The organism is Paenibacillus sp. FSL R10-2199, assembly GCF_038000235.1.
Lineage (GTDB): Bacteria > Bacillota > Bacilli > Paenibacillales > Paenibacillaceae > Paenibacillus_AQ > Paenibacillus_AQ phytohabitans.
Map to the genome: position 1 here is coordinate 5113109 of NZ_JBBOBO010000001.1, position 21763 is coordinate 5134871.

The window sequence follows — 21763 nt, forward strand, 5'->3', positions numbered from 1 at the left end:
CTGCACCTCTGCGGATTTACTTGCACAACTTTACGCCCACGCTTAACGTGGACGCCTTTCCATTACGTCCGGAAATTCAGGGAACGCCTGATGCGGCTCTGTCTGATACCAGTAACTAATTGAGCTGATATCGTCACTGCGTTCAAATAAGGCTTGGCCGTCATGCCCTATTTGCTGTACAGTCACCTTCAGATCCTCTTCGAACAGAATCGGATCGAGGATATGCCAGCGGTAGAAGCCCCGCATCGGGCAAGCCGCCCCGTCATAAATATGGGAGCGGGTGTCATCCTTCGTCGCAAAATATGGGAAACCCATATATGGGGTCGAGTAGGTCTGCTCCTGTACCGGGTTACCGTTATCATATTTCACAAATCCCCAGGCGCCTCCGAAATAATCCTCTGCCCCGGTGCCGCAGATTGTCGGCCAATCCCGGTCACCGTCGATATAGAATTTCACTTCTCCTTCACCATACCAATAACGGGATAGGGAAGTCCAGGACATATATGTGCCGATAAATTTGCCTCTCCCTTTAATTCCGTCAATTAAAGTGTAATCCTGCCTCAGCACAGTGGGATTCTCTCTGCGGTACTGGGCATGAAAATACTCGGTATCCTCATCCAGCTCATCAACCAGCCTGTAGTCGAATTGATAGAAGAATGCCTCAATGCCCTGCGGATGCTCATTCGTAATGGTTATTCTGGCAGCTTGGCGGAACGGCATAGCAAAGTAGCTGTTCATGCCGCCGACCGGATTCACCACTACCGGCTGTGAATTGACAACTGCACGTGCACCAAATCCGTTGCAGAAGAAATCCCCGAGAGGGACTTCAACAGAGGGTTGTTCTTCATGATCCCAATACATCCGGAGTACCAGATCGCGCAGGACAAACCAGCCGGATTCGGTCTTATCCGTTACGGTCATCCAGATATGCTGAATGATCCCGGGACCTTCAATATCTACAAGCGTTGCGGTTTCTCCCTGAGCGAGTGAGATGAACGCCTTGCCTTTGCGGGCAACGCCCAGAGGCCCCTCCGCCTGGCCCCCTTGTCCCTTGAGACCCTGCGGATTCTCCGCCGTAATCGCTCTGCTCTTGCCCTTCATTCTGCCAAACAGCTGGTCCATCGATTGCATCGTTTATCGTCTCCTTATCCTTTATCCTTTGACTGCGCCGTCCGACGCCCCGGCCATTACATATTTGTTCAGGAACAAGTACGTAATAATAATGGGAATAATACTGATACTGATTGCCGCAAAAGTCTGGCCCCAATCCGTTGCCCCAAAAGCTCCGATAAATTCCTGAAGCCCGACAGCAATCGTCTTGTATGCCTTGTCATTCGTGAACGTGTTGGAGAATACGAAATCATTCCAGATGAAAATAAAGTTTATCGAGGCTACAGTAATGGTTGTGTTAACCGTAAGCGGTGAAATAATCCGGATAAACACCTGATAGATGTTGCAGCCGTCGATGACTGCTGCCTCGATTAGCTCATTGGGAACATACCTGTAGAAGCTGGTAAAGATCAGGATGGACAGAGGCAGAGCAAAACCGACCTGCGGCAGGATCAGTGCCGGATACGTATTCAACAGCCCGTAATCTTTGTACATAATAAACAGAGGAATCAGTGTAACCTGAATCGGAATCATGATGCCGACTGTAAAAAACAGCAGCAGCTTCGAATTCAGCCGGTTAATCATTTTGACAAGGGCAAATCCTGCCGTCGCGCTGAGTACAATAATTAGAGCCAGACAGGTAAAGGTTACAATGGCGGTATTCTTGATATACAGGAGCAGACTGCTCTCCCGGAATACACTGGCATAGTTCTCAAACGACCAGGACGAAGGCATGGCAAACGGCCGTGTCGTCAGTTCGATGCTCGACTTGAAGCTGGACAGCATCAGCCACACTACCGGGTAGATTTGAATCACAAGAATCACAATCACCAGAAGATACAACAGTGAAGAGGAGAGCTTTTTTCTCGCAGGCATATCAGGCATCTCCTTTCTTCGAATTAAAAATAGTCCGGATGATCAATACCGCAAGCAGACTTTCGATAACGATAAACACGGCAATTGAGCTTCCGTACCCATACTGGATAGTGGAGAATGCCTGCTTGTACATATAGGTGGTGACAAGCTCTGTAGCAGATCCGGGCACCCCAATAATGTAAGGAATGTCGAAGCCACGCAGCGCCCCGGTTGTACACATAATCAAAGCCAGGCTCAGCACATGTATGATACTCGGAAGCTTAATATAACGAATCAATTGCCAGCCGCTGACACCATCAATTCTGGCCGCTTCTTCGATTTCTTTGGGGATCGCAATCAGAGCGGCATAAAAGATAACCATATACATCCCGATAAACCGCCATCCCTCGGGAATGGACACAGCGATTAATGCCGTATGGGGATTGGAGAGCCAGGCCGATTGCAGATGCCCCATTCCCACCCAGTCCAGGAACATATTCATGAGACCCAGGGGTTGAAGCGAGTAGAAATTACGGAACATCTGCGCAATAGCCACAGTTACAACAACCGCCGGCAAGTAGTATAGGGTTCTGAAGATCCCTGCACCTTTCGTGACATAGGACAGGAGCAGGGCAAAGAATAAGCCGATGAACACCTGCATAAATACCACAATCACTACGTACACCAGATTGTTTTGCACTGAATTCCAGAAGTAAGAATCGCTAAACATCGCAATATAATTATCAAAGCCGGTGTAACGCGGCTCCTGAATGCCATTCCATTGCTGAAAGCTGTAATGCAGTGACTGGATAATGGGAACAAAAACCGTACCCAGATAAAATATCAAAGCAGGCAAGATGAAGACCAGCCATGCCTTTTTGTCCTTAAGCACATTCATTTAGGGTCACCCCGCAGTTGTAATTACGTTATTATTGATAAAAGGCTCCACCCGGCCCTGCAAGCCCGGGTGAAGAAATATCAAGGTTATTTATTTGCTGGCTGTGTTCTTGGCAATGGCATCATCAATCTGTTTGGCAAACTCATCTGGAGTCATAAAGCCCATGGTCAGTTTGGTAATCAGATCACTCATCACCGAGTTGGTGTTCGGATCCAGCAGAGTATCCCAAGGCTTGGCAAACTCTGAACCATAGTTGTCCATATCCTTTTTGATCCGCAGGAACAGCTCGGAGAATTTGGATTCATCATCAATGGTAAATTTCAGCGGTGACATTTGTTGTTTGGCCACATAGACATCGCTATAATTTTTCAGCACATAGCTCAGGAATTCCTTCGGCAGCCCATCGAACGTTTTGGCAGAAGCTCCTAGTCCGATACCGCTGTTGCCGAAGAATTCATTCTCCGGTGTAACCGCATTGCTGGTGGTTGGCAGATAGAAATAATCGACATTCCCTTTAAGTCCTTCCGGCAGGCTTTCTTCCACAAAGGATGGTATTTCCCAAGTGCCCATGTTGTACATGGCAGCTTCTCCGTTCAGGAACATGTTTTTGGCTGTCGTATAATCCGTGGTTGCGAATCCCTCCTGAAAGTATTTACCGATTTGAGCAGCGAAGGTAGCCGCCTGCACGCCTGCCTCATCCGACATTTTGGCTTTGCCCTGGCTCAAATCACGGATGAACTGATTACCTGTGGTCCGGAAAGGATACATGGCTGCATAACGCAATACCGGCCATACATCAACGCCGTCAACTGCGATTGGCGTAATTCCCTTGTCTTTAAGCACTTGGCTGACTGCAAGCAGATCGTCAAGAGTTTTGGGCACAGCAAGTTTGTTGTCTGCAAATATTTTTTTGTTATACCAGGTCATTTCCATGTGATATTCCATTGGCAGAAGATACAGGCTTCCATCCGGCAGCTCCTGGTATTTCAGTGCGGGCTCATAGAATTTATCGTACAGCCCCTCATCCTTCAGAAATTTCTCCATGTCCACCAGTAAGCCTGCATTTACAAGCTCCTGGGCAAAAGGGTCGGCATCGCTGTCAATGAAATCCGGCATCTGTCCTGAAGCAACCAGCGTTCTGAGCTTAGTAAGATAAGAGGGACGGTCCGCCGTCACCTGAAGGTCCAGCTTAAAGCTCGGGTGGTCGGCGGCGAACCGGTCGGCAAGCTCACGGATTGTCTGGACAATCGCTCCATTCTCCGGTCTGGCAGAGAGCCACGTTACCGTCTGTTCCTTAGGTGCATCCGATGAACCAGCGGTGTTTGTGTTTTTGTTGTCCGCGGAACTGCCGCAGCCCGCCAGAGCTGTTGCTGCCAAGGAGAAAATGGCAAGCCCGGTGAACACTTTTGATGTTTTCTTTGTCATTGTAATAACCCCTCCAATAGATTAATCGGTATAAGTTCTGTGGATCCATCCTTGCCAGTTAACGCTCAGCGGCTGTCTTCATGCTAATGTCCTCAACATTCACAGCACCCTCATTGGCAAAAAAACCAAAATGTCCATCTTTGAAATTATAAATTCGTGTAGTCATGGCGACTTCATCGTTGACATACAGACACAGGATATCTTCTTCCAGAATCAGCTGAATACGAATCCGGCTATAAGCGGCAAAATTAAGTGGACGCTCCAGCTCAATCATCTGCGGCTTGTCCCCGGCGATTTGCCATTGGAAAAATCCCGGTTCCCTTCTCGGCCACATATCAAAGGTGATCCGGTTGTGAAAAGGATCAAACTTGATGAAATAACCATTGTCCAGCTTCTTGTCCGTGCGAACTGCGATCCCAAAGTCCTTGACATGCTGCCAATCCGTAAAGGACGCCTCAAGCATGACCTGAGGAGGCAAGGGGTTAAGTACGCAATACGCCAGCCCATCCGGCGAAGACAGCTGCAGCCTGTCCCCCTGCTTCATGCAATTGTCCGCCTCTTGCAGAATAATTTGTTCGTTCCTATTAAAATGTCCATAGATGGAAGAAGGCATTCTAACAAGCAGCTCTCCCAGTTCGTTCTGGTACACTTCATGGACAACCAGCGTGCCAGCCCACTCCCAATCTCCATAATCATTGCTGCCCTTCTTCGAGGGGACCCAGCCAAAGGCGTACCGCTTCTCGCCGTCTGAGGCTGTCTTGGCTGCGTAGAATCCTCTGCCGTCAAAGGTGTCCAATACCGGTGAGGTATATAAGCCATCGATTGTTTTGCTCTTTTTATAATGGGTGACAAACTTCTCACTGAACGTGGAGTAGACGAGGTAATGCCATTCTCCCATCTGGAAATAATCGGGACATTCCATCGTAATGTATTTGTCCGGGCTGTAGAAGGGCTCGCGGAATTCCCAGCTCAGGAGGTCGTCCGATGTCAGAAGTGCGATGCACCCGCCTCTTTTCTCAGAGGAGTTCATTTCCCTGGTAGTGACCAGCATCCAATACTCCTGCTTCTCTTCGTTGAAGAACACAAAGGGATCACGCCAATCAAATGCCTCATAGATCACTTCATCCCCGTAAAGCTTGAATTCACTATCCTTCGTCCAATGAATTCCGTCGGTGCCAGTGGCCCGCAGTACAACTTGTAAGGGCTTACCATCCTTGCAGAACGCAGGGTTGGGATTATGTCCCGTGTAGAATAGATGATACAGGCCTTCCTTGTCCCGGATCACAGATCCGGTATAGGCGTTCCGGTCTAACTCAGTCTCATTGCCATTTGGCAAAACCTCTCCGTAATCCTCAAAATCAAGCCCATTTCCAGTGGCCGCCAAATTCCATGAGGTATGGTTGCCATAATCCCCCCCCACTCTCTCATCGTGAAGATAATAAAGCTTGTACTCCCCTTGGTCATAAAACGGAATTACGTCTCCTACCCAGCCATTCGCAGGTCTGTAGAATACTTTTTTCATTGTCATCATCTCCATTGGTAAAACGTTTTACAAACACATATTATCATATTATTTTATATTGTCAACGGTTACATTCGTTATTATAATGGGATTATTGATTTGATTTACATTTACTGATTAATAATTTCGTAAAACGTTTACCAATAATTTAACGGGAAAGTCTATCCTTACCAAACAGGAGGGAAACATCATATGATCATTGGGGCGATTGAAGCAGGCGGCATCAAATTCATCTGCGGTTTGGGCCGCTGAATATGGAGCATCCCAGCCCTTTGTATGGACATATAACTGCTTTTGGTGAGGTAAAGTGGGGCGCGGCTCAAGGACTGGATAGCTGTGATTTGGGCCAAGCCATTGCAGACGTAATTCTTCTGTGGTCACCGAAGTGTATAATCTTGAGTGGGGGTGTTATGCATCAGGAGCATCTGTATCCAATGATCCGCAGTGAAGTCCGAAAGGCCCTGGATGGTTATGTATCGGCACAGGAAATCCTGGGGACCATGGATACTTATATTGTTCCGCCCGGTCTTGGCGACAATGCAGGATTATGCGGGGCTCTGGCGTTGGGAATCGAATTCTTCACCCAAATCGTCTTTCTTTTCCGATAAAAGCGGGCACTTTGCCGGAAGCCGTCCCATTTGTGGTAGCAGGTTTGGACCAAGTAATCGAGTAGCAACTGGACGGTCATTTGGGTTCCTCTGTCCACGTAGTCCTTGGTTTGTCCAGTCACAATTTGGACTTCTTCCGGTGTTAATACTTGTTTGAAAACGGCTAAAATGGGGTATTTATTCATGAGGTTGCCTCATTTCGGTTTGGTTTGGTCGTACTTACCATTACCCGAAATGGCGGCCTTTTTTGTCCCTTTATTTGGGGAATCAACACGCCTATATCATATTCAATGATTTTCGTAATCCGAGTAAAAGTCCTGCTACCAAAGGTGTAGATAAGGGGAGGAAAAGAACAGCGTAGACAGGACCCCATTGCAAATAACCTTCAATGTTAACGGTTTCATATCCCCAGGTTTCACCACTAACAATAATGGCACCAGCTGTCCCCATAATTAACACGTTTATAAATGCGATGATCATACATAACACCACAAATTTGGCGCTTTTAAATTGGATACGGTGGAATTGAAAACCGGATATAGCAAACGACAAGGATAACGGAACACATAAAGTTAAGAAAAACCATAACCAGCCATCACTTCCTGCTCCTCCTGCAACACCGTTTCCGAAAATTGCTATAAGGAAACCAATTACCAGGCTGGCAGTGAATCCATATACTAATCCTGCAAACAGATTTTTAATCCTCATCGCTAATCTCCTTTTATGATAGTTTTACGTACCTCAGTTTCGGACTTGATATCCTGTAATATATCCGCGGCTGCTTCATCTGAAACCTCCCCATAACCAAGAGATAACAGATTCGCTTTTGTAGCGTAAGGGCCTGATGTGCATACTTGTTGAAGCCCGGCATAATATTTGTGAATTACACTATTCCTTCTCTTCTTGCCAGGCAGATGGAAGATGCAGTGATAGTAATAGATATAGTTTTCTTTAAAAAAGACGAGACCTTGTTTACTCGGTCTCGTCCACGCGATATCACAGTAATTCGAAATACAACCTGTATAGTGAATTATTTATTTGATATATTTACTTTTATACTTATCAACAAGGATTCCGGCTTTGTCCAATTGCTTAGCACCTTCTATAACTTTCTTGTTACCCGTTTCGAATTTGGAATAATTTATTTTGGTCGTCTTCAGGCTATCCCGCATTATAGTGAACCCTTCCAGCTGGAGTTTTGCTCCTGCCAGATAGTAGTTATGTATTTCTTTCAACTCTGCATTATTGGCTTTGAGGTTTTTCAACCCGGATACAAACTTAGTATAATTGGGCAATACAGTATTGTTTAAAGTAAGAAAGAGTGACTTTCTTGTTGAATCGTTCAGGTGTCTATTTTGAATAAACGTATCTATGGCTTTATTTTCATAGCTTGCTATTGGCTGCAACTGTTCATAATAATCTTCCAAATCCCGTAACATGATTTCTTCGCGGGTAGGTTCCTTTATCACTACCGGCTTTGTTGGCTCAGAAGTTGGTTCAGGAATGACTGTATACTCATCCACCACTTGAACAGTGAATACATAAGGTTCAAACTTTTCTCCAATATTGACAGTTAAGGTGGCAATCCCTTTATTTATTGCATGGAGTTCAGAAACCCAATTCGTTTTCCGTACGACCTTGACAACATTCTCATCTGAAGAGATTGGAGTGAAGTCATGTTCCGTAACGTCTGCATCGGTCCAGTCAGTTATGGCTATCTCGTATGACTTCCACTCCCCAACTTTAATCTCAGCAGGTTTGGTCACTTTAACAATGTCGGTGATGTTCCGTGCAGCCGCATGAATACTACCACTCCCGGATACAACCGATACTATAATTGCTAGCATTAACGAATAAATCAGACTCTTTCGTTTCATATAACCTTATCCCCGCTTAATTATTAATAGTAAAGCATCTACCAATTTTGCTAGAACATTTCATGAATAGGTTGCAGGCAGCAAACAGCAAAGTGCTTTCCTCTGATATTATATAACTTAGCAGGTAAAATTGTCCTGTTTTTTTATTGCTGCCCCATTAAGGTTCTTAATTGTCATCCTCATAAAGGATCGGTTTTCCGTTCGGGTCCATTCTAATCCGCTGACATAAATAACCGGCCGCCAGAAATCTGCTGGCAGCCGGTTATTCAGCTTGTTATTTAATGCAATTATAAATAATCTGTGCTGCCTCTGCCCGGGTTGTGGCAGCCCTTGGGCTCAGCTCTTTCTCCATGCCCGTGAGTATTCCCGCTTCCACAAACTGCTTCATGGCTGTCTGGGCATATCCGGCTACCGCACTGACATCAGTAAAGCTGTCGTAGCTCTGATTGTTGCTACCTTCCGGCAGACGGTTCAGCTGCTTCATGATATTGTACAGAATTACCGATGCCTCTTGTCTGCTGATGACGGCCTCCGGCATAAAGGAGTTGCCGCCCACACCGGAAATCAAGCCCAGTTTCTTGGCTGTACCGAGATAGCTTGTGTAGTATTTGTTCCCTGCATCTGAAAAGTTATCGGCGCTATCTGCATCAGGCTTAATGCCGAAAGCATTCATGACCATCATCAGAAAGTCAGCCCGCTTCACCTGGGCCTCGGGTGCAAACACAGAGCTGCTTACGCCCTTAACCACCTCTCTCGCTGCCAAGTAATCGACAGCGCTGGAATACCAGTTGCCCGGTGCAACATCATTGAATTTGATTTCGTTATACCCTACAGCATAATTTGAAAAATGGGCGGTCTGGAAATTAACCTTTCCGGCTGCTGCATCGTAGCCGCCATTAACCAGCTGAAGGTTTCCTGTCTGATCGATATAATACACTACAATGGCATTTGACTTTTCAGTTGCTTTTGGCGTATAAGGTACACTGATCTTAACTATTTCACCGTTGAATGCAGTAATTTCAGCATTTCCGGCTGTTACAGAGAAGTCTACAACCGGTCTGTCTCCAAGCTTGCTCCGGGCTTTGTCCGGCAAGCTTGATGAAGCAAGCTTCTTAATGCTGATTGTGCTATCTGCTGCTGCACTTCCAATTGCAGCTACTGCTTTAGACGTAAAGGTAATATCAGCAATGCCTGTATTCAGCTTCAGCTCTGCCCCGGCGGCTTCCATTAACTGCTTGAGAGCATCCTTAGCTATAACTACATCAACAGATGATTGGCCTGCCTCCTGATCCATCTGAATCTCCATGACAACCTTTTGACCGGCCGCTACGGCTTGCTTGACCTTGCCGACCAGATCGCTGATTATAGTGGAATCCAGCTTGACGATGGCAGCTCCTTCCTCCTTGCCTGCCGTTGCTTGGATCTTCACACTATAAGTAGTGGTGCCGTCAGCAGCGGTGCCCGAGGTCACGGCCACCGGAATTGCCGCCGGAGTACTGGTTGCAGTACTGACGCCCCCTGTTGACGCCAACCCGTTATCTTCACTGGCAGCTGTTGGACTTGGTGTTGGTATTGGTGTTGGTATTGGTGTCACCGTTGGTAACGCCGTTGGTGATGATGTAGGTGTAGGTGTAGGTGTAGGCGTTGGCGTAGGTGTTGGTTCTACTGGAATGTCACCAGTCTTAACCAGCACAATATCATCATAAGAGCCCCAGTCCTTCGCATTCCCCTCAAGGGAAATCCCGATCTTCAGTGTTCCATCCGTAACCTTGATATTCCCAACAACCGCTTGGTTCCATACATTCCAGCCTTTGTTCGCGAAGCTTGAGCTCAGTAGGGTCTTCTCGCCATTCAAGGCATACAGCTGATTCTTCGTCTCATCCCCGGCGCCCTGCGACCAGGCCGTCAGCGTGTAGATTCCATTCTCCAGGGCGGTAAGCGTCTGATAGGCGTCCAGTGTAAAGGCGGAATCCTTCCAGAATCCCAGTGATCTTGCACCGGTACGGCCATCCGAACTCGCGGTCAGGGCAGCAGGGTCAGGAATGGTCCAGCCATCAGGCAGACCCGCTTCATTCACCTGCTCAAAGCCGGAGTTAACCACAGGGTTCGAATCCACCGTGAAGTGGAGGGTGTAGGTTCTCACTACCTCTCCTTTGACAACAACGGTTGCACTTCCAGGCAGCGCAGCTGTTTGTGTAATTTCTGCCGATATGCCTTGTTCTGCAACCGCCTCAACCGCTGGCAATGCAGTCGTGCCATACGGCAGAACTACACTGTAGTCCTGAACGGCTGGATCAAATCCGCTAACCGTAGCGCCGTTCACCCTCAAATCCAGCAGCTTGCTGGTATCCTTCTTAATCAGCTCGAAATCGTCGATATTCCCCCACTGTCCATCAGCAAGCTTAAGATGAGCGCCCAGGGTGAGGGTTCCATCCGTAACTTCAATAAGATCCAGAACCGGCTTGCTCCATTTCTGCCATCCCGTATTTGTAAACTGCTGTGTTCTGCTGCCGGCAAAAATTTCTGAAATCTCTTCACCGCCCCCGCCGGATACCCAGGCCGACAAAGTGTACGTTCCATTCTCCAGACCGGTGATCGTCTGCGAAGTCCTGAATTCAGCAGGAGTCGTACTATAGTAATGCAGGGCGGACGACCCCGAATGTGCATCTTTTTCAATATTGACTGCACTTGTATCTCCTGAAAGCTCCCATGCGTTCAACTCATCTTCAAACCCGGGATTCTGTATCAAATTTGAACTTGGAGTTACCGTGACCTCACTGAATGCAGAGAATCCCCCGTCATAGGTAACTGCGGTCACGGTGGCACTTCCGACAGAAACCCCGGAAAGTATTCCACTATAAGGATCTACTTTAACAACCTCCGGCTTAGAGCTTGTAAAGCTCACTCCTTTATAGGTTGCATTTAACGGATCGAAAATGGCAATTAATTTATCCGTCCCGCCTACTTCAATAGCGGTTACAGGCTTATCTAAGGACACCGCGGTAACCGGATGGCGGTTGATTTCGGCTGCACCGTCGATGAAGGCATCCATAGCGAGTGTCGGTGTGCCGTCAATATTCCATGCCGATAACGGATAGCCAAACAATACACCGGTAGGCTCCCAATAAAAGATTCCGGTTCCCCTATTGTCCGGAACAGCCTTTAGTTTATTCTGAACGGCCACGAGCATATTGTATACGCTATCAACATCCTCTGAAACATTACCTCCAACCTCAACGATCATAACTTCTTTGCCATATTTAGCTTCCAGCGCATTCATATTGTTGCTGAGATCGTTAATGGTAGAGGTGAAAATGGCATCAGGATAATAAGATAAGCCGATGATATCGTAATCCGTATCCTTAAGACCGGCCGCTGTCAGACCGGCAAAAAATGGCCCAACCCCTGCTTCAGCTCCGCTGGCCCGATGGATGATGACCTTAATATCCGGGAACACCGCCTTGGCAGCATGTGAACCGGCCTGAATCAACTGAACGAGGTTGGTTGTATTACTGTAGCTTCCTAAAGGATGCAGCATTCCATTATTAATCTCATTTCCGATCTGCACCCATTCCGGTGTTACTTTTGCATCTTTGAGCGCCTGCATCACTTCCGTAGTGTACTGCGAGACATGCGCCTTCAGCTGTTCTATATTATCTTCCTTCCAGGCTTCAGGAGTAACCTGTTGACCAGGGTCAGCCCAGCTGTCGCTGTAGTGCAAATCGATCATCACACGGAACCCGTAGGCGCTTACCCGGGAAGCCAGTGCAACAACCTCTTGTGTGCTGTTATGACCACTGGCCGGATCATCTGACGGATTAACCCAGGCCCTGATTCTGATGGAATCGATGCCGTGCTCCTTAAGTATTGGTAAAAGGTCCTCCTCTTGGCCATTATCATTATAGAATTTATAGCCTAAAGCCTCCATTTGCGGCAGCCAGCTGATATCTGCACCTTTGGAAAAGCCTCCGGAAACCGATGAAGCGTTTACATTCGCGGGCAAACCAACTGATGCTACCGACAGAATCATCGCCCATGTAAGAATGATTACAACAACCTTTTTGCTGATTCTCATAGTTCAACCTCCATTATTCATTTAATAACTGCAGTTTCCAGCCTTTAACATCCTTATTGTAAAGAAATAAAGATCAGGTGTGGATGGAGCAGATCAACTATAAGTAATACCTCTGCAACAAACTTAAAAAATTATTAATCCAAAGCTCCCTTTAATTGAATTAGTAAATTTGATTACATATTGTAGAGATTCCTGTTCCTGTATGGGTATAAAACTTCGCTATTGCATAATTATCATTTATCAAATTTATTGCATTAATTGTGATTCTTATCACAGTTGATATTCAATTTCCAAAATATAATAAAACCACTATAATTACATTATTTTCATTTATATCCATTTTGGAGGTCTGTGAACAAGGGTGTAGTTGTAAATTTTCGTGAAAGGGGTTTTGCCGTCTCCACATTCTCTCCCTCCGTACATTTAAGGTTGTTCGCCGCTTAAGTCCTTGCACCCCAGATCGCAGCTTGAGTACACAGGCTAGATAAAGGTTGTCTACAAGAACCCGGCATAACTTAAAACCAACCATTTTGATCGGAGGAGTATTAATTATGAAAAAGACTGTAGCTTCACTTCTTGCAGGTGTTGTAGCACTTGGATCCTTTGCCTCGGTGGGCACTGCTGCTGAAAACAATGAACGCAATAATCCTGTAGAACTCTTCTCAGGCTCGTCCCCTATTTCGATTACAGACCAATCCTGGAAAGCTCCTGCTGGCTCCGCTTCTGAGGACAAAGTATGGGGATATCTTGAAAGTGTGAAAGGTAACCTGCATCTTTCGGCTAAAGAGGATATTCGGGGAAAATTCAAAATTTCAGAGCAAAATACAAACAGCAAGACCGGCAGCCAGCACTACCGGTTAAGCCAGTATATCTCGGGGATACCGGTATATGGAGCTGATCAAACTCTGCATATCGACAAAGCCGGCAACGTTACCTCCCTGCTGGGAAGCGTAGTTGAAGATGTTTACCAGACGATTCCGCAGCCGCTGATTCAGCTCCAAACCATTTCCGGAGCAGATGCCATTCTGGCAGCCGAGCAGGATGCCACGCTGGAACATGGACCGCTTGGTGAGCCGCAAGTTACTCCTACAGCGGATTTATATTATTTCATTGTTGACGGAGAACCTAAATTAGCCTATAAAACGGAAGTGAATGTTCTGGAGCCCGAGCCTTTGCGGATACGGTACTTCATTTCTGCGGAGAATGGCAGCGTACTGTTCAAATATAATATTTTAGAGAACCTGACGGGTACGGGTACCGGAGTGTTTGGAGATACCAAAACGTTCGAGACACGCCTCTCGGGTTCTACCTATCAGCTCTATGACAGTACCCGCGGCAAGGGCATTGTGACGTATACCGCTAAAAACAAGACCTCTCTTCCGGGGACGCTCTTAACCAGCACCAACAATGTCTGGACAGACAAAGCCGCGGTTGATGCCCACACGTATGCTGAAAGAACCTATGATTATTATCTCCAGCATTTCGGCCGCAACAGCCTGGACAACAACGGACTGCAGATCCGTTCCACCGTCCATTACTATACTTCCTATAACAACGCTTTTTGGAACGGTGCGCAGATTGTTTTCGGTGATGGAGATGGATCTACCTTTACACTGCTGTCCGGTGACTTGGATGTTGTGGGCCACGAGCTGACGCATGGTGTAACTGAGAAAACATCCAATCTTGAATACTATGGAGAACCAGGGGCACTGAATGAGTCCTTCTCCGACATTATCGGAAATTCAATTGAAGGTGCGAACTGGCTGATCGGCGATAAAGTATATACACCGGGTGTAGCGGGTGACGCACTCCGCTCACTGGCTAATCCCCCATTGTACGGACAGCCTGACAAATACAGCGACCGCTATACCGGTACCGGTGATGAAGGCGGTGTGCATACGAACAGCGGGATTAATAACAAAGCTTTCTATCTGGCTGCCCAAGGCGGTACGTTTAACGGTGTAACGGTCACAGGTATCGGCCGTGAGGATGCCGTTCAAATCTATTACAATGCACTTGTATATTACCTTACGACCTCATCCAACTTCTCTGCTGCACGAACAGCAATCATTCAATCGGCTACGGAATTGTTTGGAGCAGGCTCGGCTCAAGTAACTGCCGTAACCAAAGCTTACAATGCGGTAGGCGTCTACTAAGAACAGAATAACAGGCCAATGATCCTCAAGATCATTGGCCTGTTTGGTGTAAAAGGGATCGATCAACTGCTGGAAACCATATTGCCTGAAATCTATATATTATTCTTTTACTTTTGTAAGCACACCATCTTTATTCTCGTATATTCTTTTTTCGTTTTTCTCCATTTTATGTATGATCTCTTCTTCCAGGTTAATTCCCAGAAGCTCCGAAAGTCCTATTAAGTAGAGTGCAACATCAGCCAGTTCTTCCCCCAAATCGTCTTTCTTTTTCAGATAAGCTTCGCAAGCCTCTGACAATTCACCATATATGAAACAGAATTCCTGGAAAATATCTGTAACATTAAATCCTTTCGCAACTTTATTCTGATAAACTCTTTTTTGTAACTGTAATAAATCAATCATTTTATTCTCTCCTATTCTACAAATATTTTTTATGTACAAAAACAGTATTTCACCCCTTTCAAGCAGCTCAGCAGGATTATTCTTATATTTCAGACAACAATCCTCCCGATCAACATTTATATCTTCAGTGCTTACCAAGAAGTCTAACATTCCAAAATATAGAATTCTATGCGATTTGAGGGCAGGGTGATTTCAAAATTCTGCGGTACGAACGGGCTGATGCTTACTCATATGGCCAATCTGCAGCGCAAAAAGATGCCACTAATCATGTCATCCTTTCATACAACCTATAATGGTAGTTATTCACTATAACTCACGCAGGTGGTTGTTCCAACAATAAGCGACTAAGCTTTTTTTACCGTGAAGTACACTTGATAGGGTTCATAACCGATATCGCGAATTCTTCTCAGCTGAATTCCCGGGTCCTGATTGGCCGTCTTGAAGAAATAGCGCCAGCTGCCCCACTCCCGTTCATTTTCCATGATCAGCTCAGAGGTAACATCATCTAGCTGTGTAAAGAGAATCCTCTCATTCTCACAAATCCCAGCCAGCACTTCAGGACCAAAACGAAACGCACCTGTCTGTTCGTCGTCCGGCAGAGGAATGAAGCGGATCCCGACAGGCAGAATGATACTGACTCGATCGCCGTCCTTCCAATTCCGCAGCAGGGTATAGAATGCACTATGATCCGCAGATTTCCCGTGAAGCTGATCGTTCACATAGATGACGGCTTCAGACATGATCCAGTCCGGTATGCGCAAATGGAGGGCAAACGCTTGGGCAGAGCCGGTATGGACAACGAAATCATACTTTTTATAATTCGGCAGATTCTCGTGAAGCGCTGTAACCTCATTCAATTCCTGCTGTCCTGCGGTATTCGAAGAGTTCAGCATGCTTCCGCTCATATGATCCTGAGATTGATGAATGCGGACATTCTCTCCATTGATCTCTGTGGTCAGCTCTGAATGGAAATACTGGCATACATAGACATCGTTGTGATTCTGATAATAAATGCCTCTGTTCAATGCTGCATTGGCTTGTACCATCGTTCCGTGGCAGCAGAAGAAGCTATCGGTCTCCGAACTCCAATCCTTCCGTAAGCCTGCCTTCATCGGCAGAAAATAGGTAAGCAGCCCTGTTCCGGGATTGTCGTGCCGGTTGCCGGTCAGATGATATTCCTGGTAGTAGGCTTGAGCCATAATACCGTTGTACAGATTATATTCAATATACTGCGCATATGCCGGATCTGATGTATGCCGGAAAAGAAACTCTGCCAGACGAATCATATTATAAACCGTACAGTGCTCCTGATTCTTATCCCCGAGGCGTGCTTTGATCTTCATTTTGGGCATCCACACTTCACCTGCTGTATTTCCGCCAGTTGCCAGAGTGCCTCTCTGCGTGACCGCACATTTCCAGTAGGCAGCGACAATGTCCATCCAGCGTTGTTCGCTGGTGACCTCGTAAGCTCTGGCACAGCCGAGTACTTCAGGAATGGTGGTGTTGGCATGCATGTTGGTCAAAGGGTCTTTGTTCTCCAGTAACGGGCGGAAAAGTCTGCTGCGGTAATAACGCTCCAGCAAGGTCTTGTATTTAGCATTCCCTGTAATATGGAGCAGGTCCGCCCAAGCCTCAAGCATCCCGCCTGTCTCCATGTCCAGAATGTCATCGAATTTCTCTCTGGTGAAGGTAGTGCTCCATATGACGAACCAGTCTGCAAAACGATCGGCCACCTCGAGCGCTTGTTGACTGCCGGTGAATTGGTACATATCCACCAGTCCCATAAATAACTTATGGATATTATACTGCGGAGCCCATATCGCTTTACCTTGAGCAACCCAGTGTAAATATTTCTCCGGAATAGGCGCTGCCCATTGTCCACCGTTGTCCTTCTGGCATTCGGCAAGCTCGTCCAGGATGAGATCCGCTTTGAGCTTGAGTTCCAGATCGCCAGTCTCATGAAACCGCATAGCTGCCGCAGACAGCCAATGTCCAAGAAAATGTCCCCGGATCTGACAGACTGGCGTCTCCCATCCCCCATGTGCATCCTCTGGAATATCTCTGCCATGGTATCTTCCCGCTTCTACTTTATAGTTAAACAGGAGATTATCATTTGTCAGTTTCATTAAATACCGCCGGTTTGCTTCCTCCCTGCGTGTCAGATCATTATCATGAAGAACGACATGCTTGCCCTTCAGTTCTCTCATTGCTGCAGCCCCTTAATATACTGACATTGATTTTACAATGAAAGTATATAGCAGCGCTTCCATCAATCCAATGATTAATCCTAATATAAAGTTGATCCATACTGAGTAATAAACTGAAAGCCGGTGTTAAATAAAATTATGATAGATTGTCTCCACTTTCGGTTTGTTAGCCTCGTTTTTTAAAAAAAGAGCGGTCCTTTAAGTCACTGAAGTGACTTGAAGAACCGTCCCTTTTGATTGCCGGTTATACCGGAATTATCGTAATCCACTTCACCGCTTCAATACGGTTATTGATCTATTGTGATACCTTGGCTTCTACTGCTGCACCGCTGTCAGCACCAGGTCGTCGAAATGGACTTCACCGGCGGCGCTGCCTTTATACAGATAAATCGTGGCGCTGGTGTTGGCGCTTCCTGTTGTGAATTCAATTTCTTTGTGCACATATCCTGCGCCCTGCTCGAAGCCCCAGGCATCCGTGAATGTGCCGCCGTAATTCTTGACCCCAAATACCGCTACACCACCGTCTGCACTTTGTCCTAAGCCGGACAGCCTGTAGGTCGTGTCCGGAAGCAGGCTGGAGACCGTCTGCTCCATGCCTGAAGCCTGCCCGCTCAGCCGGGCAGCATAGTTCCCTGTATACGGGGCAGTGTCTGAGATCGCAGCACCATTATAATGGACTGCCCAGCCGGTGAAATCACCGATCTCGAAGCCGGGATTCTGCAGCAGGTTGACCGGCTCCGGTTCCGGTTCGGTCTCCACGGGAATGAACCGGAAATAATCATAGTTCGCCGTAAATCCTGTACCGCCTCCCGTGAACAGGCCGATCTTAGGCTCCGCAATTTCCACTGTCTGATCCGCTCCGGCCTGCTGGTAGCTCACACCGTCAGCGGAATAGAAGCCGCTGTACGTATTGCCCGTCTTTACGAGTCTAAGGTATACCGCCGATCCCAGGGTATCGGCAGTTTCGACATGCTGCCGCACGGTGTCTTTTTGCGCAGTGAACTGGAATTCGTTGCCGGTGCCGTACATCCGGGTAATCCGGACGAAGGTCGCATCGCTCTCATAGACAATCAGTCCGCCCTGGGCCCATGGGGACGCCGGTAATCCCGTCAGCTTAGTCTCTAAGGTCCAGTCCCCTTCAGGCGCTCCGGTGAGCAGAAGATTCTTGGCCGTTGCAGACCCCTCTGCGATTTCTCCGTTCTCGGCAGTAATCCGCATAGAGCCGGGATTAGCCGTCAGCGACCAGGCTGCGCTGTTCTCACGTACCCAAGTCCACTGACCGTCCAGATCCGGCCCGGCGAATTCGTCACTTCCGCCTTCGGTGAACACCGGTTCGGCGGGACCGGCAGGAGATGCGCTGAATTGAATCAATTCCAGATCGTCGAACGTCACTTGTCCCGTCCCTCCGGCTTTGTACAGAAAAATTGTAGCGCTGGTGCTGGAGGCCCCTGTCGTAAATGTAATTTCCTTGCGGGTATAAGCAGCTGCAGTCATATAGACACTCTGTTCGGCGTTGCCGTGGTTCTTCACTCCGAATACGGCTGAGCCGCCGCCGCTGGCTGCGCCATAAGCGTACAGCTTATACATGGTGTTCGGATGCAGTCCGCCAATGTTCTGCTCCATTCCGGCATAGTTGCCGGTAAGTGCCGCAGCGTAGGCACCGTTGTGCGCTCCGGTATTCACGATAGAAGCTCCATTGTAATGGAGCGGCCAGTTGCTGAAATCACCTGTCTCAAACCCCGGATTAAGCAGCAGATTATTCTGGGAAGGCGGCTGCGGCAGTGGAGGCAGATTGTTCGGATCCAGCCCCGCTCCCTGGTATGCCCCAATATTGGGAGCAGTGCCTGCCGGAACAGGGTTGCCGAAATAATCACTTCCGCCGTTGCCGCTGATGATTCTGCCGCTGCCAATGGCCGGAGAGGTATTCAGCAGCTGATAGCCCGCCAGCGTGCCGCGTCCAATGCCGCCTGAGCCTGGAGAAGCGAGCTTCGGATCAGCGGTGATTTTGTGCGGGTCAGCCGGTTCGCTGGATGGATGGTTGCCATAGAACAGATTATTATCGAATATGTTTCCGGTGCTGGAGCCGAACTGATATCCCCCGGTGCCCAGATTATAGATCAGGTTGTTGTAAAAGGCCGTATTTGAAGCATAGCCATCCCAAAAGCCGTAATTGACCACCTTAGTGCTGGAAGTGAGCGGCAGATAGACCGTATTATTATAGAACTTCGCGCCGCTGACCGGGCCGTTCAGATTGAACACCGCCCCGCCGTCATTCTCGCTGATATTATAGCGGACGACCGCATTGGTATTGTAATTGGAGGCAGCTGTCCCGTCATTGACGACCAGTACCATCCCCCCTGCATTATGGTGACTGTAGTTGTACTGGATAATAGTGCCGTCACTGTTATAATCCGCATCGTAGGCCATCGCGTCGCCGCCGGGGGCGGTGTTGTACACTTCATTGAACTGGATGACCGCATCCTTCGTGCCCCATACCCACAGCGGCACATGATACCCGGACGCTCGGACATGGGTATCGTACACCACATTATGCTCGATGACCCCGCCCGTCGTATTGAGTACAACCGCCCCGTCGGCAGCCACATCGTTAATGACATTATTCTGCACCTTAAGACCGGTGGAGTAGGTACGCTGTGCTCCATTCAGATAGATTCCTACACTGTCGAGCGAATAGATGCGGTTATTCTTGATGACCACGTCCGACACATGAAGATCCCAGTCCGGACCCCAGACGATAATTCCGCCGTTATGCACATAATCGGTGGCTGTTGTCCCTTTGACCTGATGGATATCGAGATTCTCGAACACGAAATGCTTATAGACCTTGGGATTGGTCCAGCTGCCGCTGCTGCCGCTGACATGAATGCCTCTGCGCTCGCCCGGACTGGCTGCATTATTGGTAATCTCGAGATTACGGACCTCCCACTGCTCCTGATTGTAGAAATATACGGCAGCGGCGGCACCACCACCTGCAATCAACGGCTTGGCCCCTTCGCTGTACCGGTCAATCTGAATCGGGCTGCCTTCGCTGCCGGAGCCCTGGGGTGACAGCGTCCCCGTCCAGACTCCGCCCGCCTTGAACAGAATGCGGTCCCCAGGCTGAAAAACTGTGGCGTTCACTTTGTCCAGGGTCTTCCAGGCCTGGGCATCGGAGCTGCCTGTGTTGCTGTCGCTGCCCCCTGCCGAATCGACATAATAGGATGTACCGTCTGCACGGACCGTTGACGGGACTAATACAGACAGTACAGATGCCAGAATCAGGATTGCCGTCAAAATCAGCTTGTTCATCTGATGCCATGGTCTTCTTGTCATCTTGTCTTAAACCTCCCGATATGAATGGTATGCTACTGCATTTGCAGGCCGGAATATCCCGGCTCCGTTAGCTCAATCCGGGCGGAACGGATTCGCTGCTCCAGTTCCCGCCCGAAGCCTGTCTCCGTCGCCGCTTTCTTGTTCCGCTCCTCCGCTGCTGTTTCTGGCTTCTGCGGTTTTACATCGCCAAGCACCGCCATTACCCATTCCCCTGTGAAGCCTTCATCCATGACCGGGCTGATCTCGCCGGACTCCCGCTCACCGGTCAGCCAGGCGTACAGCTGGCCCTGCTCGCGGAAATACACTCTGGCGTTTGCGCTGTCCAGACTTTCACTGCTTAGAGTCAAGTCAGGAAAGGAAGCGTTATCATTTCTCAGTTCTGAAATCGCCTCTTCCGGGCTTCTGCCCTCAAGAAGCAACTGACGCACCTCAGACAGAAGCTGTTGTGTTCCCGGCTTGTTATCCGCTACACCTTGCCCTTTGCTCCGGTATGCTATGGAAATGCGGGTAAACGTAAGCTCCTGTTCCTCAGGAATGCTGCTAACCTGATCCTCCCGTGCCGGTTCATCATCCCGTCCGTGTTCCCCAGGCACTGTCATCCTCTCCCGAAGCGCAACCTCCAGATTGCTCAAATAGTAGGGAATGAAGCTGCCTTCATCCAGCTCGGCCGGACCAAACACCGCTATCCCGGCAACAGCAGCCTGAGCCCGCCGTTTGTTCTCGCGTTCCATCTCAGAGAGCAGCCCGCCAAAGTCCGTGCTGTCAACAAGCCCTTCTTCATGACCCATCTCCAGCAGAATCCGGCTTCGAGTCCAGGAGGTAAGCGCCTCACGCTTGAGCATCTCCAGCGGATTCTCCCCGCCAATCTCCAGCTCCCAGAAGTTCCCTTCATAAGCCTGGTTGTAAGTATCCCGGAAGTACTCAATCACCTGCGTGCGCTGGAGTCCCATCGCATACTTCAGTTCCGCCGCGGTCACTGCATACCCGTTGATCCGTGCCACCTCGGGGTCCGTTGCCATCCGCTCCGTTATGCCCTGGGCCTTGGCGGAAGCATTCTCCTTTCCCTCAGGCCCAACGAGCCTTTCCGGGACTCCGCCTCCGCTTAACAGCAGGATAACGGCCAGACACAGCGGGACACCCGAAGCTGCGGCGGCTCTGCTTTTTGTCCACTTCATAGCCTCTTTCCTTCTTCCTTTGCAGGTATAGATAAGTTGCCTATTGTCCAAACAAGCAAAAAGGAGGAGATGATCCCGGCTTCCCGTCCGTTTCTCCTCCTCCTTCCGGCTAGACTCCTG

The 21763-nt window shown here is 48.4% G+C and carries 14 protein-coding genes; 2 read left to right on the top strand and 12 right to left on the bottom strand.

Features of this window, described 5'->3' with window-relative positions; all coding sequences use genetic code 11:
* Positions 1-42: 42 nt before the first annotated feature.
* The 5 genes from NYE33_RS22470 to NYE33_RS22490 all read right to left on the bottom strand — a co-directional run bounded on the left by NYE33_RS22470 (position 43) and on the right by NYE33_RS22490 (position 5810).
* Positions 43-1131 carry a glycoside hydrolase family 172 protein gene (locus tag NYE33_RS22470; protein ID WP_341067627.1) on the bottom strand — a complete coding sequence of 363 codons (1089 nt, stop codon included), beginning with the start codon at positions 1129-1131 and terminating at the stop codon, positions 43-45.
* A 21-nt stretch (positions 1132-1152) separates the two neighbouring features.
* The gene (locus NYE33_RS22475) at positions 1153-1986 is read right to left on the bottom strand and encodes a carbohydrate ABC transporter permease (protein WP_336100275.1); all 834 of its coding nucleotides are present in this window, start codon (positions 1984-1986) and stop codon (positions 1153-1155) included.
* Between the two features lies 1 nt (position 1987).
* Positions 1988-2863 (bottom strand): carbohydrate ABC transporter permease, encoded by an 876-nt coding sequence (locus tag NYE33_RS22480; RefSeq protein WP_341067629.1) that lies wholly within the window; start codon positions 2861-2863, stop codon positions 1988-1990.
* A gap of 90 nt (positions 2864-2953) precedes the next feature.
* Complete coding sequence (locus tag NYE33_RS22485) at positions 2954-4288, bottom strand: ABC transporter substrate-binding protein (protein ID WP_341067631.1); 1335 nt, start codon at positions 4286-4288, stop codon at positions 2954-2956.
* Positions 4289-4346: 58 nt separating this feature from the next.
* Positions 4347-5810, bottom strand: a complete 1464-nt coding sequence (locus NYE33_RS22490) for a glycoside hydrolase family 32 protein (protein WP_076243135.1) — start codon at positions 5808-5810, stop codon at positions 4347-4349.
* 254 nt (positions 5811-6064) lie between these two features.
* Here NYE33_RS22490 and NYE33_RS22495 point away from each other — a divergent pair, with 254 nt between their 5' ends.
* The gene (locus NYE33_RS22495; protein WP_076243136.1) at positions 6065-6418 is read left to right on the top strand and encodes an ROK family protein; all 354 of its coding nucleotides are present in this window, start codon (positions 6065-6067) and stop codon (positions 6416-6418) included.
* A 276-nt stretch (positions 6419-6694) separates the two neighbouring features.
* On the opposite strand, the gene NYE33_RS22500 is transcribed toward NYE33_RS22495, so the two are convergent.
* The 3 genes from NYE33_RS22500 to NYE33_RS22510 all read right to left on the bottom strand — a co-directional run bounded on the left by NYE33_RS22500 (position 6695) and on the right by NYE33_RS22510 (position 12370).
* Positions 6695-7126, bottom strand: coding sequence for a hypothetical protein (locus NYE33_RS22500; RefSeq protein WP_083705357.1), 432 nt, complete (start codon positions 7124-7126; stop codon positions 6695-6697).
* 326 nt (positions 7127-7452) lie between these two features.
* A complete protein-coding gene (locus NYE33_RS22505; protein ID WP_341067633.1) occupies positions 7453-8295 on the bottom strand; it encodes a hypothetical protein in 843 nt (280 codons plus the stop codon).
* A gap of 274 nt (positions 8296-8569) precedes the next feature.
* Positions 8570-12370 carry a glycosyl hydrolase 53 family protein gene (locus NYE33_RS22510; protein WP_341067635.1) on the bottom strand — a complete coding sequence of 1267 codons (3801 nt, stop codon included), beginning with the start codon at positions 12368-12370 and terminating at the stop codon, positions 8570-8572.
* A gap of 551 nt (positions 12371-12921) precedes the next feature.
* Between NYE33_RS22510 and NYE33_RS22515 the strand changes: the two genes are divergently transcribed.
* Complete coding sequence (locus NYE33_RS22515) at positions 12922-14526, top strand: M4 family metallopeptidase (protein WP_336100285.1); 1605 nt, start codon at positions 12922-12924, stop codon at positions 14524-14526.
* A gap of 99 nt (positions 14527-14625) precedes the next feature.
* Here NYE33_RS22515 and NYE33_RS22520 read toward each other — a convergent pair whose 3' ends face one another.
* The 4 genes from NYE33_RS22520 to NYE33_RS22535 form a co-directional block, all read right to left on the bottom strand.
* Positions 14626-15066 carry a MazG-like family protein gene (locus NYE33_RS22520; protein WP_341067637.1) on the bottom strand — a complete coding sequence of 147 codons (441 nt, stop codon included), beginning with the start codon at positions 15064-15066 and terminating at the stop codon, positions 14626-14628.
* Between the two features lie 206 nt (positions 15067-15272).
* Positions 15273-17135: a beta-L-arabinofuranosidase domain-containing protein gene (locus NYE33_RS22525; protein ID WP_341067640.1), complete on the bottom strand. Its 1863-nt coding sequence runs from the start codon at positions 17133-17135 to the stop codon at positions 15273-15275.
* Positions 17136-17450: 315 nt separating this feature from the next.
* Positions 17451-20468, bottom strand: a complete 3018-nt coding sequence (locus tag NYE33_RS22530; protein WP_076243139.1) for a beta-xylosidase family glycoside hydrolase — start codon at positions 20466-20468, stop codon at positions 17451-17453.
* 32 nt (positions 20469-20500) lie between these two features.
* Positions 20501-21643 carry a hypothetical protein gene (locus tag NYE33_RS22535; protein WP_042137517.1) on the bottom strand — a complete coding sequence of 381 codons (1143 nt, stop codon included), beginning with the start codon at positions 21641-21643 and terminating at the stop codon, positions 20501-20503.
* Positions 21644-21763: the final 120 nt, after the last annotated feature.